Source organism: Kribbella soli (assembly GCF_004331345.1).
Lineage (GTDB): Bacteria > Actinomycetota > Actinomycetes > Propionibacteriales > Kribbellaceae > Kribbella > Kribbella soli.
In genome coordinates, this window is sequence record NZ_SJJZ01000001.1 from 1826798 (window position 1) to 1841686 (window position 14889).

Genomic DNA, 14889 nt, shown 5'->3' on the forward strand with positions numbered 1-14889 from the left:
TAGGAAATCACTGCAGGAACTTGGCGAGGGTTTCGGAGTCGCGGGCTATAGCTGTGGTGTCGTCGTCGGCGGTGATGATGGGGCGTTGGATGAGGATGGGGTTGGTGACCATCGCCTCGATCCATTCGGGGCGGTGGGCTGCGTCGCGTGGGAGTTCACGCAGGGGTTTGGCGGCGGGTTCGTTGTGGCGGACCACGTCCCAGGGTTCGAGGTTGAGGCGGGTGAGGACGGCGGTCAGTTCTTCGACGGTGGGTGGGTCGTCGAGGTAGCGCCGTACGGTGTAGTCGATGCCGGCCTCGTCGAACGCCTTGGTGGCGGCTCGGCATTTCGAGCAGGCGGGGTTGATCCAGATCTCCACAAGGTCTCCTGGAGTCAGCGGTGGTTGAACCAGAGTCTGGTGGGGCGTTGGAGCATGAGGATCAGCAGGGTCGCGTGGACTGCGAGGCCGAGCAGGCTGGCCGGGAGGGACATGATCCCGCCTGCGATGCCCATGGCGGCGACGGCGATCAGCACGTACCGGGACCACGGGCGGCGCTTTCGGAGATACAGCGCGGGGACCAGGTAGACGACGGCGCACACCAGCGTGGCCGCGACCGCGACCGGGGTGTTGCCGCGGGAGCCGGTGAGTACTTCGGAGATCTGGTCGCCGGCCGAGGTGAGCGTGAGGCCCGCGAGGAGCAGGCACAGCGCGCCGAGCCCGATCGCGATCACCGAGGCGACAGTGACCTGCTTCGGCGTCGCCGGCTGGTAGCCGTACGTGTCCGGTACGCCACCGAACAGCCCGCTGTACGGCCCCGGCGCATCCCGCGGCGGCTCGTCACCACGCTGCCCAGTCATCCAACGTCCTTCCACGACCCCCGCCCCGATCCTCCCAGATCGGCCAAACAACGCGGCCCAAGCCGGCCCGGTCTGCATGACCGGGCCGGCTTGGGCGGCGAACGTCAGGAGGTGGCGCGCCTGCGGAGGAGGCTGGTGGCGCCGATTGCGACACCGAAGACCGCCAGGCCGGCGAGAAGGCGGATCCAGCTGCGGTCGCCTTCACCGGTGGCCCCGGCCAGCTTCAGCGAGTACGCCGTTGCGCCGGTCGCACCCTCGGGAGAACCGAAAGGCATCGACTCGGTCTTGGCGCGGTCGGCGGCGGCGGAAAGCAGGCTGTAGCGGCGGCCGAAGTCGCGTGCGGTGTCGGCGCCGTTCTTGGTCAGCACCTTCGCACCTTCCTTCGAGAGTCGGCCGGCGCCGTCGGGGATGGCGGGCGCTTGTTCGGTGGCGGTGGTGAGACCATCCGCCAGCTTGCCCGAACCCTCGGCCGCGGAGCCGATGCCGGTCGCCAGATCCTTGGAACCCTGCGCCAGCTGGTCCGAGCCGGTCTTGGCCTGGCCGACACCGTCGGCCAGTTTGCCGGTCCCGCCGGCCAGCAACCCGAGCCCGTTGCCGAGCTGCCCGGTGCCGTTCGCCAGCACGCCGGCACCCGCTTTGAGCTTGCCGGTGCCGGTGGACAGCGCACCCGCTCCGGTGTCGAGCTGGTCAGCGCCGTCCGACAGTTGGGTGAGGCCGGCCAGCAGCGTCTTACCACCTGCCTGGATCTGTCCGATGCCACCCTGCAGCCCGTTGACCCCACCACGCAGGGTCTTGCTGGCCGGCGTGTCCTTGGAAGTGCCGATGCCGCCCTGAACGCTGGCAACCACGCCTGACACCAGCTGAGTCACGCCGGCATCCACCGCCATGAGCCCCTGCATCAGACCGGGCTCCGAGTCCGGGCAGCCCGAGACCCGGTTGTCGAGCCCGCACTGCAGCTGCGCAATACCTGGTACGGCGCGCTGGGTCAGCCGGCCCTTCAGGTAAGCGAGCGCGACCTGCAGTTTTGCGGAATCCGGCAGCGGCTTGTCCAGATCGGGCACCGGGTCACCCATCGAGCCCATCTGGGCGATCACCGAGTCGAGGATCATCTTCTTGACCGGATTGGTCTCCGGCCCGACGTTCAGCGCCCCGGCCGGCCCGTTCAGCTGCGCGGCAGCGGCGCCGTAGCAAGCCTCGTCGTACGTTCCGACCGGCTTGCCCTTGCTGACCGCGGTGAGCGCGTCCGCCGCACAGTGCACGCCGCCGCGCATCTTGTCGATTCCCGGACCGGAGGCCGCGAGCTGCTTCTTCAGGCTCTCCAATCCGCCGAGCAGCGTTCCCTCGGCTCCGACCGAGCCGATCCCCGCGCGGAGCTGCGCCATGCCGTCGTGCAGGCCCTTCGCCTTGGTGGGCAGTTGGCCGATGCCGCCGTACATCTGACCGAGTCCGTCCTCGACGCTCTTCAGCCCGCCGCTGACCTTGTTCAGTCCGTCGATCAGGGCGGGAGCCTTGCCGGTGGCCTCGTCCAGGCCGGAGGCGAGTTTGCCGGTGCCGGTCTTCAGCCGGCCGGCACCTGCGGCGAGGTCCTTCGCGCCTTTCTGCAGCTCACCCGCGCCCTTGTCCAGCTTGTCCGCACCCTTGGCGGCCTCGCCGGTCTTCGTGCGTAGTCGAGATGCACCTGACTCGAGCTCAGCCAGGCCGTCGGCCAGCCGCGTCGCACCGCCGGAGAGCTTCGTGGCACCAGGCGCGGCCTGGTTGGCGAGGCCTTCGTTCAGGGTCTTCGCACCGGCGTTCAGCTGGAGCAGGCCGGAGAGCAGCTTCTGCGCGCCGTCGCGCAGCCGGATCAGGTTCGAGTCGAGCGTCGTGCCGCCCTCGACCAGGTCGGCGCCCTTCTCTGCGCCGCTCTGGTACCCGGAGACCGCGGTCTTGAACGTCGGGCTTTCCAGCGGGCTGACCGGCAACGCGGTCAGCTCGGCCTCGGGGACGATCGCGTCCTTGACCTCGGCCGCCCAGCCGAACTCCGCGGTCGCGGCACCGACGGGCGGGAACAACGTAGCGGTGAAGCTCAGCTTCGTACCGCCCTTGCCGTCGCCGGCCTTGTTCGCCTCGGCCGAGGTGACGTCAGCGAATTCGGGCGGCAGCACGGTCGTCAGCTGACCGACCATCGGAATGACGACGTCGGCCTCCTCGACGATCTGCTTGCCGTACCCATCGGTGATCGTCACCGACTCGGTCTTGGCCGAGGTGTTCTCCACGACGTAGTGCGCCTCCAGCCGACCCTTCTTGCCGACGACGTCACTGGGCTTGGACAGCTTCTTGCCGTTCAGGGTGTAGGTGACGGCGACCTTGATCGGCAGCTTCTTCCTGTCGAAGTCGCTGACGGTGCGAATCCGCTGCTCGCCGTTCACCGACAGGTCCACGGCCATCTTGCCGTCCTTGACCGAGAAGCCGCCGAAGCTGTCCAGGTTGCGCAGGCTGTCGGTCGACACCGGGTTGGCGAGCTTCACCTTTCCGGTGCCGACAAAGGCGAGTTGCTCGTAGATGCGGGCGCCTTCGACCTTGCCGCTGGGGTCGAGTCTGGCCTGAACAGTCTCGGTGTTGGTGACCGTGACGGGTCCGGCGGAGAGTGCACTCGACGCGGCCAGCGCCTGGGACGTCGACAGGACGAAAGCGGAGGGGACGGCGATGGCGACAGCCAGTCCCCGGGTGATGCGTCGGGCGGTCACGCACGGTCTCCTTCGGTCGAGGCAAGCTCACGGGTGTCGTCGGCGGGAACCCAGGCATCTTCTTCGGTCGGCTCGTCGGGTGGAACCTCGGAACGCTCAGCGGCCGGCGCCGGTCGCGTCCGCTGGAGCGAGGTCGCCAGGAACCCGATCCCGGCCGCCAGCAGCACGCCGGTGGCCGCCGACGGCGACTGGGCCAGGAAGGCCGGGCTGTCCGCGGTATAGGTCTCCTCGTACACGGCGACCATCGCGGCCGCGCCGAGCAGCAAGGTCCACAGCGGGATCCGGTCGGCCGAGCCGGCCGTGAACGCCACGCACACGGCCACCACGGCGACTGCCGCGACGGCCCGGCCGGACGCCGAGTCGGGAAGATAGAGCGCCCGTACGGCGAAGCCGAGCCAGGCGACGAACAGCCCGATCAAGAAGCCGGTCACGCGCATCGCCGGAGTGCGATCCTGCACCAGCCCCACCACACCGCCCAGTGCTCCGCCGACCAGTGCCGTGTGCTGCGTATCCAGACCGAGAGCTTCCCCGACCAGACACAACAGACCCGCGACGACGGCCAGCAGCGCACCGGATACCAGGGTGCTGCGCTGCATTGAGTCCTCCACTCGCTGTGGGACTCCGGGGACCCCCCGCCGGAAAATCCAAGTTTCATGTACTTGAACTACTGTTCAGTACTTTGCTGACGGACGTTCCTACCAAGCAGTAACCACTGGTTTCAAGAGCGGAGAGATACCGACTGCCAACTGCCGGAAGTTCAAGTGTTTGAAGGCATTCCCGGCCAATGCAAAAGCCGGGCCGGTCAAGGAGACCGGCCCGGCTCGAGCAGTGATCGTCAGGCAGCGACTTCCAGCGCGTCCTTCGACTCGTTGAGGGTTACCTTGACGGTTTCGCCGTCGCGGATGGTGCCGTTGAGCAGGCCGCGGGCGAGTTCGTCGCCGATCGCGGACTGGACCAGGCGGCGGAGCGGGCGGGCGCCGTACACCGGGTCGTACCCGGTCATCGCCAGCCACTCCATCGCACCCTCGTCGACGTCCAGCGTGATCCGCCGGTCGGTCAGCCGCCGCTGCAGCGCGGCGATCTGCAGGCCGACGATCTGCGTCAGCTCCTCGCTGCCGAGCGCGTCGAACAGCACGATCTCGTCGAGCCGGTTGATGAACTCCGGCTTGAACGACTGCCGCACCACGGCCATCACCTGGTCGCGCTTGGCCTTGTCGTCCAGCGACATGTCGGCCAGGTACGCCGAACCCAGGTTGCTGGTGAGGATCAGGATCACGTTGCGGAAGTCGACCGTACGACCCTGGCCGTCGGTCAGCCGCCCGTCGTCCAGCACCTGCAGCAGGATGTCGAAGACCTCGGGGTGCGCCTTCTCCACCTCGTCGAGCAGGATCACCGAGTACGGACGGCGGCGGACAGCCTCGGTCAGCTGGCCACCCTCCTCGTACCCGACGTACCCGGGCGGTGCGCCGACCAGCCGCGCGACGCTGTGCTTCTCGCCGTACTCCGACATGTCGATCCGGACCATCGCCCGCTCGTCGTCGAACAGGAAGTCCGCGAGCGCCTTCGCCAGCTCGGTCTTACCCACACCGGTCGGGCCGAGGAACAGGAACGAACCGGTCGGCCGGTCCGGGTCGGAGATGCCCGCGCGCGCTCGCCGTACGGCGTCGCTCACGGCCTTGACCGCCTCGCGCTGACCGATCAGCCGGTGCCCGAGCTCGTCCTCCATCCGGAGCAGCTTGCCGGTCTCGCCCTCGAGCAGCCGGCCGGTCGGGATGCCGGTCCACATCGCGATCACCTCGGCGATCTCGGTCGGCCCGACCTCCTCGTTCACCATCGCTTCGGGGCCTTCGGCAACCTCTGGCTCGGCGTCGGCCTCCTCGAGCTCCTTGGTGAGCTGCGGAATCTCGCCGTACAGGATCCGGGCCGCGGTCTCCAGGTCGCCGTCGCGCTGGGCACGCTCGGCCTGGCCGCGCAGCTCGTCGATGCGCTCCTTGATCTCACCGACGCGGTTCAGGCCGGACTTCTCCCGCTCCCAGCGGGCCTCCAGCGCGCGCAGCTCCTCCTCGCGGTCGGCGAGGTCGGCGCGCAGCCGCTCCAGCCGTTCCTGCGACGAGGCGTCGTCCTCGCGGGACAGCGCGAGCTCCTCCATCTTCAGCCGGTCGACGGTACGGCGCAGCGAGTCGATCTCGACCGGGGACGAGTCGATCTCCATCCGCAGCCGGGACGCGGCCTCGTCGACCAGGTCGATCGCCTTGTCGGGGAGCTGCCGGCCGCTGATGTAGCGGTTGGACAGCGTCGCCGCGGCGACCAGCGCGGAGTCGGAGATCGCGACCTTGTGGTGCGCCTCGTAGCGCTCCTTCAGGCCGCGCAGGATCGCGATCGAGTCCTCGACCGACGGCTCGCCGACGAACACCTGCTGGAAACGACGCTCCAACGCGGGGTCCTTCTCGATCCGCGTCCGGTACTCGTCCAGGGTGGTCGCACCGATCATCCGCAGCTCGCCACGCGCGAGCATCGGCTTCAGCATGTTGCCGGCGTCCATCGCGCCCTCGCCGGACGCACCGGCGCCGACGACGGTGTGCAACTCGTCGATGAACGTGATGATCTGACCGTCGGACTCCTTGATCTCGGTCAGCACCGCCTTCAGGCGCTCCTCGAACTCACCGCGGTACTTCGCACCCGCGACCATCGCGCCGAGGTCCAGGCTGATCAGCCGGCGGCCCCGCAGCGACTCGGGCACGTCGCCGGCCACGATCCGCTGGGCCAGCCCCTCGACGACGGCGGTCTTGCCGACGCCGGGCTCACCGATCAGGACCGGGTTGTTCTTGGTACGGCGGGACAGCACCTGGACGACGCGCCGGATCTCGGAGTCCCGCCCGATCACCGGGTCGAGGTGCCCTTCCTTGGCGCGATCGGTCAGGTCGACGCCGTACTTCTCCAGCGTCTTGGTGGTGCCCTCCGCCTCCGGCGAGGTGATCCGGCGGTTGCCGCGCATCTGGTCGAACGCCTGCAGCAACGCGTCCGGCGTCACGCCGAGCGCACTCTTCGCAGCTCCCTCGACGGTCGCGAGCGCGATCAGCAGGTGCTCGGTGGAGACGTACTCGTCCCCGAGCCCGAGGGCCCGCTGCTCCGCCTGATTCAGCACATCACCGGTTTTCCCTGACAGGCTCGGCGCCTGCACGCTGCCACCGCTCGCCTTCGGCAGCCGGCTCATCTGCTCGGCGGTCTTCCGGCGTACGGCGTCGAGGTCGCCGCCGGCCGCTTCGAGCAGGCCGATCGTCGTACCCTCGGGCTGCGCGAGCAGCGCGGACAGCAGGTGAATCGGTTCCACGGTCGGGTTGCCCGCCGCGGAGGTCTGACGGATCGCGACCGACAGGGTTTCCCGGGCCAGCGTCGTCAACCGCTGAACGTCCATCTAGTTTCAGCCTTCCAACTCAAGTAACAGGTCTTACCAGACACAACCTATCGAAACTTGAGTCCATTCCACTCAACTCTGGGAAATCCCAGGGATGAATCAGGGGACGCACCACCCTTTTCTCACAGACGGTGATCAGTGCTGGTAGGCGCCCGAGTCCCACTTGGTCAGGACTGTGAGGTCCTTGTCGGCGAGGTCACGGTCATAGCCGGACTGCTCGGCGCAGTCAATGACTAACGGCGACCCGCGGTCACCAGGCCCGCGTCGTACGCGAGGATCACCGCCTGGACGCGGTCCCGGAGGCCGGTCTTGGCGAGCATCCGGCTGACATGGGTCTTCACGGTGTGCTCGGTGAGGTGCAGTTCGGCGGCGATCTCCGCGTTGGAGTTGCCCTTGGCCACCAGAATCAGCACCTCCCGCTCCCGCGCGGTCAGTACGTCGAGTTGCCCGGCGACGTCGGGGTCCACGCGAGTCTCCGCGAACCGGTCGATCAGCCGGCGCGTCACCGGCGGCGCGAGCAGCGCATCACCGGCCGCGATCACCCGGACCGCGTTGATCAGCTCGTCCCGCGACGACCTCTTCAACAGGAATCCGCTGGCTCCGGCGCGCAAGGCGTCGTACACGTACTCGTCCAGGTCGAACGTGGTCAGGATCAGCACCTTCGGCCCGCCGGCCAGCTGCCGCGTGGCCTCGATCCCGTCCATCACGGGCATCCGGACATCCATCAGTACGACGGCCAGATCGAGGATCGCGGTCGACTGCCGGATCGCGTCCGCGCCGTCGACCGCCTGCGCGACCACCTCGATGTCCGGCTGCCCGTCGAGGATCGTCGCGATCCCGTCCCGCACCAGGTCCTGGTCGTCGACGACCATCACCTTGATCACGAGGCGCTCTCCGGGATCCAGGCGGTGATCCGCGTCCCGGCGCCGGGTGTGGAGTCGATCTCGAGCGAGCCGTGGTGGACGCGGACCCGCTCCCGCATCCCGGCCAGACCGTGCCGGCCGCGGCTGCCGACGGCGTCCGGATCGAAACCCACTCCGTCGTCCACGATCTCGACGGCGATCCACTGCACGCCGACGTTCACCGTCACCTGCACCCCCGTCGCCTTCGCGTGCCGCACAGCATTGGTCAGCGCTTCCTGGACCAGACGGTACGCCGTGAGTTGCTGACCCTCCGGCGGCGCGCTCACGTCGCCGGACAGCTCGAGCTCGATCGGCAACTGCTCGGACGTGACGTCCGCGACGAGCTGCCGCAACTCCGCGAGACCGGGCTGCGGAGTCAGCTGCGGATCCGGCACCCCATCGGCATCACGCAACGCCGACAACAGACGATCCAGCTCGCCGAGTGCCCGCCGGCCCGCATCGCCGATGCGCTGGAACCCCGCCAGTACGTCGTCCTCGCCCCGGCGTACCAGGTCCGGACCGGTCTCGGCCTGGATCACCATCAGGTTGACCGCGTGCGCGACGATGTCGTGCAGGTCCCGGGCGATGATCGAGCGCTCCGTCAGCACCACCTGCTCGGCCTCGCGCTCCCCCGCCTCCCGTTCGAGCTCCTTCTCGCGGCGCGCCGCCGCCCGGTTGCGCCGGTACAACCGGACCGCGATCCCCGCGCACAGCGGGACGAGCAGGATCAGCGACAGACTGACCGGCCACTGCCGATCGACCATCTCGTCGTAGATCGTGTTCCGCAGCCGGCCGTCGGGGTCCAGGTCGAACGGCTGCCGCCCGACCGTGGGGAACAGCAGGATCATCTGGCGGTATCTGATCAACTCCGCGATCGTCGGCAACGCCGCGAGTACGACGAGCGCGAGCGGCACCGACCAGGCCAGCGAGCGCGGCGCCGTACCGAGGGAGAACAAGGCGAGCGCCAGGGCGAGCATCAGCGACCAGACGATGTCGGTCTGCCAGTACGAGATCAGCGCGGCGAGCCCGATGACGGCGACCGGCACAGCCGGCCATCGACGGCGTACGGCAAGGGTCAACGGCGCGAACGCAAGCACGTACGGCATCCAGCCGGGGGCGCTCCACCAGTTCCCCGACTGGCGATCCGCGGCCAGCTCGACCATCGCCAGCGGCACAACGGCCGCTGCCGTCAGCACAAGCACGGGTCCCGCACCGGACTGCGGTCGTGCTGCGGCCAGCAGGTCCTCGACCCATCGCCCGGGGCTACGGCGCTGCGCGACGACGCCCTGTCGACGGCGCAGGACCATCACTGCGACGGCGTACAGCACGATGCCGACGGACAACCACCACGGCCAGTGCACAGCCTCGAGCCGGTCGTACGCCGCCTTCGACAGGCCGCCATTGGTCTCGGTCGAGCCGTCGGGCAGGGTGATGCGGCTGTACAACCACGGATAGACCTTCACGTTCAGCAGGCCGCGCTTGAGGTCGACGAGGACCGGAGCAGCCGCCAGTACGGCGGTAAGCACGAGGCCGGTGCCAGTGCCCCATCGGGTCGGTAGGACCCACACCGCGAGCAGGCAACCGGCAACGAGAGGCCAGGCGATTCCGCCGGAGAGCAGCGACACCACGTAGGTGCCGGCCAGCAGCCCACCCAGCGCCAGAGCCGGGTCGATCCGGCGGATCGCGATCAGCAACGGCGTCCAGGCAACGAAGACAGCCAGCCAGTCCGGGGCCCAGAACCAGTAGTCGGCCCGCTGGATCAGCCAGTACTCGACCGCCGCCCACGCAAGTAGCGCCAGCCCGGTGTCCAGCCGGCCGATCCGTGCGTCGGTCCCCGTCACGCCCACCATTCTGCTGGCAGAGCGGCTCGCAGCCGTCACTCTCAGGAGTGACACCCCGGTCAGCCGAAAGTGCGACTGCTTGCCGGTGGCAACGGGATCAGGCGGTGAACTCCGAGGCGCGGATCCGGTACACCTGCAGGTTCAGGTCGTAGTACTTGTCGGTCTCGCCGACCCACTCCATCCCGATCCGTCGCGCGGTCGCGATCGCGCGCTTGTTGGCCGGTCGCGCGACGGCGAACAGCTCGTCGACCTCGCCGTCGTCGAACGCCCAGCCCATCAACGCACGGCTGGCCTCGGTCGCGTACCCGAAACCCCAGGCGCTCGGCCGCAACTGCCAGCCGATCTCGAGATCCTCCTCGTACGGCGGGAGCAGACGGATCAGCAGTGCGCCGACGACCTCACCGTCGTCCCGGCGCGCGATCGCCCAGCGACCCGCGGGTACGACGAAGTTCGGCTGGGCCTCGATCCAGGACTGCAGGATCAACCGCATGGTCGCGGCGTCCGGCACCTTGTCGATGGCCGGTGACAGCCAGGGCGCCACGTCGGCGGAGCCAAAGATCTCCAGCGCGGCGTCGGCGTCGTCTTCCTCCCAGTCCCGGATCAGCAGCCGGTCCGTTTCCAGCTTCAGGGTCACCCCGCCAGGGTATGCGCTGCCCGCCGGAAGACAACAGGACCAGCGAGAGGCCGCAGGGCGGTCCTGGAACGGACCACCCTGCGGGGGTCGAAGAGCGCTGGGGGGTTAGCGCACCTTCGACTGTGGAGGCGTCGTGGGGGAACGACGACCTCCACCGGACCGGAGGCCCCGAGGGGGATCGGAACACTCCGGTGGTCAAGGAGATGTACGGCGGAGGATCAGCGAGGGCCGAGTTCCAGAGGCTGGGTGCGGATCCATCGCGTCGTCGTCTGTTGCCGGCCCATGGCGATCACGTCGCCGGCGGGACCGGCCGAGAAGACCCGGCTGGCGGCGGGACGCCGGGAGGCGCCGACACCGCGCTGGACTTCGGCCAGGAGCTGGTTGACCCGCTGACGCAGGTCCTCCACTTCCGACTGTAGCGCGAGGACGTGGCGAATTCCCGCGAGGTTGACGCCCTCTTCCTGGGACAGGTGCTGCACATAGCGCAGCCTCGCCACGTCGTACGCCGAGTACCGCCGGCCGCGGCCGGACGCCCGGCTCGGCACCACGAGGCCGAGCCGGTCGTACTGGCGCAACGTCTGCGGATGCATGCCGGCCAGCTGGGCCGCCACCGAGATCACGTAGATCGGGGTGCGGTCGTCCCAGGTCGGCACCTGGCTGAACGGGATGCCCATCACGCGCTCCCGAACAACCCGGCCCGCAGATCAGGCTGGTCCGACGCGGAGCTGAACTCCTGCAGCTTCTCCTTCTGCTCGTCGGTCAGCTCGTGCGGCACCTGCACTTCGAGCGTGAGCATCAGGTCGCCCTTGGTCCCGTCCCGACGGACCGATCCCTTACCGCGGACGCGCAGCTTGCTCCCGTTCGCCGTACCTGCAGGGATCCGGACCGTGACGGGCAGGCCGTCCAGGGTCGGAACCTTGATCTCGGCACCCAGCGCCGCCTCGGTGAAACTCACCGGGACGTTCAGCGTCAGGTGCTCGCCCTGCCGGCCGAAGATCCGGTGCGGCTTGACGTGCACGGTGACGTAGAGGTCGCCCGCGGGGCCACCCCGTTCGCCGGCCGCGCCCTTGCCCTTCAGCCGGATCCGCTGACCGTCCTGCACACCCGCGGGGATGCGGACCTGCATGGTCTTGCTCGACTGGCCGCGGCCGGAGCCGTGGCAGGTCTCGCACGGCTGGTCGACGACCAGACCGCGACCCTTGCACTCGGTGCACGGCTCGGTCATCGCGAACACGCCACCCTGCACCGAGGTCTGCATCCCCGTGCCCTCGCACTTCAGGCAGACCTTCGGCACAGTGCCGTACTTCGCACCGGTACCGCGACACGTCGCGCACGGCTCGTCGCTGGTCATCCGGAGCCCGACCGTGACACCGTTCACGGCCTCGGGGAACTCGATCGTCGCCTCGGTCTCGATGTCCTGGCCGCGCCGCGGACGCGCCGTCGTGGTGGTCGTGGGCCGCCCACCACCGCCGAACATGCCGCCCAGGATGTCGCCGAGCCCGCTGCCGCCGCCTTGGCCGCCGCGGTTGAACAGGTCCCCGACGTTGAAGTCGAAGCCACCGCCCTGACCGCTGCCGCTCGGCATCCGGAAACCGCCGCTGCCGAACAGCCGGCGTGCCTCGTCGTACTCCTTGCGCTTCTTCGGGTCGCCGACGACGTCGTACGCCTCGGAGACCTCCTTGAACTTGGCCTCCGCCTTGGTGTCCCCGGCGTTGGAGTCAGGGTGGTACTGCCGGGCCAGCTTGCGGTAGGCCTTCTTGATCTCGTCGGCCTCGGCGGTCTTGGAGACGCCGAGAACCTTGTAGAAGTCCTTCTCGATCCAGTCCTTCGTGCTCATCTGGCGCCTCCCCTCCCGTCGTACCGATTACTCCGCGGACTCGTCCGCGGCCTTGTCGTCATCAGTGCTCTCCACCGGCGCGTCGGCCTTCGCAGGCTCGCCCGGCAGTTGTTCGGTCGGCTCCGACACGGCCACTCGCGCCGCCCGCAGGATCCGCTCACCGTGCCGGTAGCCCGGCTGCATGATCATCGTCGCGGTCGGACCGTCGACCTCGTCGGAGTAGTTGTGCAGCAGGGCCTCGTGGATCCGCGGGTCGAAGGTGTCACCCTTCTCGCCGAACTTCACCAGGCCGAGCTTCTCGGTGACCCGCTCCAGCGACTCGGCGACAGCCTTGAACGCGCCGTCGAGCTCACCGGCTTCGCGGGCCCGGCCGACGTCGTCCAGGATCCCGAGCAGTTCGGAGAGCACCGTGCCGATCACCAGCTCGCGGGACGCTTCCCGCTCCCGGTCCACGCGGCGCTTGTAGTTCACGTACTCCGCCTGCAGTCGCTGCAGGTCCGCCGTACGCTCCGCGAGCGCCTCGGTCAGCAGAGCCTCCTGGGCCGACGGACCGATCAGATCGGACGGGTCCCGCGGCGGCTGTCCGCTAGGGGCCCCCGGCGCGGGAGCCGCGGACTGGTCCGCAGGCTCCCGCAGCTTGCCGGTTTCCGGGTCGATCCGGCGCTTGTCGCGGATGACGGGCTCGCCGTCACCGAACTCGCTGCCAGTCGGTCGATCCGTCACTTGTCCTCCGTCTTGTCCTGCGGCCGGTCCTCGTCCACGATCTCGGCGTCGACGACATCGTCGTCGTTGTTGCTGCTGGTCGCGTCCTCGGAGGTGGCGCCGTCGTCGGTCGAACCGCCGGCGGCCTGGGCGTTCGCGTACATCGCGGCACCCATCTTCTGGCTGGACTGGGCGAGCTTCTCCGAGGCGGCCTTGACCGCGTCGGCGTCGTCACCCTCGAGGGCCTTCTTCAGCTCGGCCACGCCGTCCTTGACCTCGGTCTTGACGTCGTCGGGAACCTTGTCCTCGTTCTCCTGCAGGAACTTCTCGGTCTGGTAGACCAGCGACTCCGCCTGGTTGCGGTTCTCCACCGCCTCACGGCGCTGCCGGTCCTCCTCGGCGTACTGCTCGGCGTCGCGGACCATCTGGTCGATGTCGGTCTTCGGCAGCGCGGAGCCACCCGTGACCGTCATCCGCTGCTCCTTGCCGGTGGCAAGGTCCTTGGCGTTCACGTGCACGATGCCGTTCGCGTCGATGTCGAAGGTGACCTCGATCTGCGGCACGTTCCGCGGCGCCGGCGGCAGGCCGGTCAGCTCGAAGTTGCCGAGCGACTTGTTGTCGCGGGCCATCTCGCGCTCGCCCTGGTACACCTGGATCATCACCGACGGCTGGTTGTCCTCGGCCGTGGTGAAGATCTCCGAGCCCTTGGTCGGGATCGTGGTGTTGCGCTCGATGATCTTGGTGAACACGCCGCCCTTGGTCTCGATACCGAGGCTCAGCGGGGTCACGTCGAGCAGCAGGACGTCCTTGACCTCACCCTTCAGCACACCGGCCTGCAGGGAGGCGCCGACCGCGACGACCTCGTCCGGGTTCACACCCTTGTTCGGGTCCTTGCCGCCGGTGAGCTCCTTGACCAACTCGGCGACCGCGGGCATCCGGGTCGAACCGCCGACCAGGATCACGTGGTCGATCTTGGCCACGTCGATACCGGCGTCCTTGATGACGGCCTTGAACGGGGCGCGGGCGCGCTCCAGCAGGTCGTTGGTCATCTTCTGGAACTCGGCCCGGGAGAGCTTCTCCTCCAGGTGCAGCGGACCGGACTCGGTCAGGCTCAGGTACGGCAGGTGGATCGTGGTCTCGGCCGCGGCGGACAGCTCGATCTTGGCCTTCTCGGCGGCCTCGGTGAGGCGCTGCATGGCCATCTTGTCGCCGGACAGGTCGGTGCCGTTCTTGTTCTTGAACTGGGTCACCAGCCACTGGACGATCCGCGCGTCCCAGTCGTCACCACCGAGGTGGTTGTCACCGCTGGTCGCCTTCACCTCGAAGACACCGTCGCCGATCTCCAGCAGCGAGACGTCGAACGTGCCGCCGCCGAGGTCGAAGACCAGGATGGTCTGCTCGGTGCCCTTGTCCAGGCCGTAGGCGAGCGCGGCCGCGGTCGGCTCGTTGACGATCCGGTGCACCTTCAGGCCCGCGATCTCGCCGGCCTCCTTGGTCGCCTGGCGCTGCGCGTCGGAGAAGTACGCCGGCACGGTGATGACCGCGTCGGTGACCTGCTCCCCGAGGTACGCCTCGGCGTCCCGCTTCAGCTTCTGCAGCACGAACGCGCTGATCTGCTGCGGGGTGAACTTCTTGCCGTCGATGTCGACGCTCCACGCCTCACCCATGTGACGCTTGACGGAGCGGATGGTGCGGTCGACGTTCGTGGTGGCCTGGCGCTTCGCCACCTCGCCGACCAGGACCTCGCCGTTCTTGGCGAAGGCCACCACCGAGGGCGTCGTGCGCGCTCCCTCGGCGTTGGGGATGACGGTGGGCTCGCCACCTTCCAGTACGGCGATGACGGAGTTCGTCGTACCGAGATCGATTCCGACCGCGCGGGCCATGCTTTACCTCCACGAAGTTGAGTGATGCAGACTCAATGTTGCCTGTTCGTCCGCCTCGGTTCAAATCCGTGACTGAACAAACTTGAGTTCACTAGGCTCAACATTGCACGAC

General features: G+C 68.6%; 12 protein-coding genes. All 12 read right to left on the minus strand.

Features of this window, described 5'->3' with window-relative positions; translation table 11 throughout:
* Window positions 1-7: 7 nt before the first annotated feature.
* The 12 genes from E0H45_RS09150 to dnaK all read right to left on the minus strand — a co-directional run bounded on the left by E0H45_RS09150 (window position 8) and on the right by dnaK (window position 14777).
* Window positions 8-358: an ArsC/Spx/MgsR family protein gene (locus tag E0H45_RS09150; RefSeq protein WP_131336054.1), complete on the minus strand. Its 351-nt coding sequence runs from the start codon at window positions 356-358 to the stop codon at window positions 8-10.
* 14 nt (window positions 359-372) lie between these two features.
* Window positions 373-837 (minus strand): hypothetical protein, encoded by a 465-nt coding sequence (locus E0H45_RS09155; RefSeq protein ID WP_131336056.1) that lies wholly within the window; start codon window positions 835-837, stop codon window positions 373-375.
* A gap of 104 nt (window positions 838-941) precedes the next feature.
* A complete protein-coding gene (locus tag E0H45_RS09160; protein WP_131336059.1) occupies window positions 942-3563 on the minus strand; it encodes a hypothetical protein in 2622 nt (873 codons plus the stop codon).
* Window positions 3560-4159 (minus strand): hypothetical protein, encoded by a 600-nt coding sequence (locus E0H45_RS09165; protein ID WP_131336061.1) that lies wholly within the window; start codon window positions 4157-4159, stop codon window positions 3560-3562. Before E0H45_RS09165 ends, E0H45_RS09160 begins: the two co-directional genes overlap by 4 nt.
* A 239-nt stretch (window positions 4160-4398) precedes the next feature.
* Entirely contained in the window at window positions 4399-6978 is a 2580-nt protein-coding gene (gene clpB, locus E0H45_RS09170; protein WP_131336063.1) for an ATP-dependent chaperone ClpB, read from the minus strand.
* Window positions 6979-7211: 233 nt separating this feature from the next.
* Window positions 7212-7862 (minus strand): response regulator transcription factor, encoded by a 651-nt coding sequence (locus E0H45_RS09175; RefSeq protein WP_165546391.1) that lies wholly within the window; start codon window positions 7860-7862, stop codon window positions 7212-7214.
* Window positions 7859-9721, minus strand: a complete 1863-nt coding sequence (locus E0H45_RS09180) for a sensor histidine kinase (protein ID WP_165546392.1) — start codon at window positions 9719-9721, stop codon at window positions 7859-7861. Before E0H45_RS09180 ends, E0H45_RS09175 begins: the two co-directional genes overlap by 4 nt.
* 97 nt (window positions 9722-9818) lie before the next feature.
* Window positions 9819-10355, minus strand: a complete 537-nt coding sequence (locus E0H45_RS09185; RefSeq protein WP_131336067.1) for a GNAT family N-acetyltransferase — start codon at window positions 10353-10355, stop codon at window positions 9819-9821.
* Window positions 10356-10573: 218 nt separating this feature from the next.
* Complete coding sequence (locus E0H45_RS09190; RefSeq protein ID WP_130388053.1) at window positions 10574-11029, minus strand: heat shock protein transcriptional repressor HspR; 456 nt, start codon at window positions 11027-11029, stop codon at window positions 10574-10576.
* Window positions 11029-12192, minus strand: coding sequence for a molecular chaperone DnaJ (dnaJ, locus tag E0H45_RS09195; RefSeq protein WP_131336069.1), 1164 nt, complete (start codon window positions 12190-12192; stop codon window positions 11029-11031). The genes E0H45_RS09190 and dnaJ overlap by 1 nt, the downstream gene beginning before the upstream one ends.
* Before the next feature lie 27 nt (window positions 12193-12219).
* Window positions 12220-12915 carry a nucleotide exchange factor GrpE gene (grpE, locus tag E0H45_RS09200; protein ID WP_131336071.1) on the minus strand — a complete coding sequence of 232 codons (696 nt, stop codon included), beginning with the start codon at window positions 12913-12915 and terminating at the stop codon, window positions 12220-12222.
* Entirely contained in the window at window positions 12912-14777 is a 1866-nt protein-coding gene (gene dnaK, locus E0H45_RS09205; protein ID WP_131336073.1) for a molecular chaperone DnaK, read from the minus strand. Before dnaK ends, grpE begins: the two co-directional genes overlap by 4 nt.
* Between the last annotated feature and the right edge of the window lie 112 nt (window positions 14778-14889).

Excerpts from the sequence above, each read along its gene's own strand:
- E0H45_RS09155 (WP_131336056.1), bottom strand. The coding sequence starts at position 837 with ATGACTGGGCAGCGTGGTGACGAGCCGCCGCGGGATGCGCCGGGGCCG.
- E0H45_RS09165 (WP_131336061.1), bottom strand. The coding sequence starts at position 4,159 with ATGCAGCGCAGCACCCTGGTATCCGGTGCGCTGCTGGCCGTCGTCGCG.
- clpB (WP_131336063.1), bottom strand. The coding sequence starts at position 6,978 with ATGGACGTTCAGCGGTTGACGACGCTGGCCCGGGAAACCCTGTCGGTC.
- E0H45_RS09190 (WP_130388053.1), bottom strand. The coding sequence starts at position 11,029 with ATGGGCATCCCGTTCAGCCAGGTGCCGACCTGGGACGACCGCACCCCG.
- dnaJ (WP_131336069.1), bottom strand. The coding sequence starts at position 12,192 with ATGAGCACGAAGGACTGGATCGAGAAGGACTTCTACAAGGTTCTCGGC.
- dnaK (WP_131336073.1), bottom strand. The coding sequence starts at position 14,777 with ATGGCCCGCGCGGTCGGAATCGATCTCGGTACGACGAACTCCGTCATC.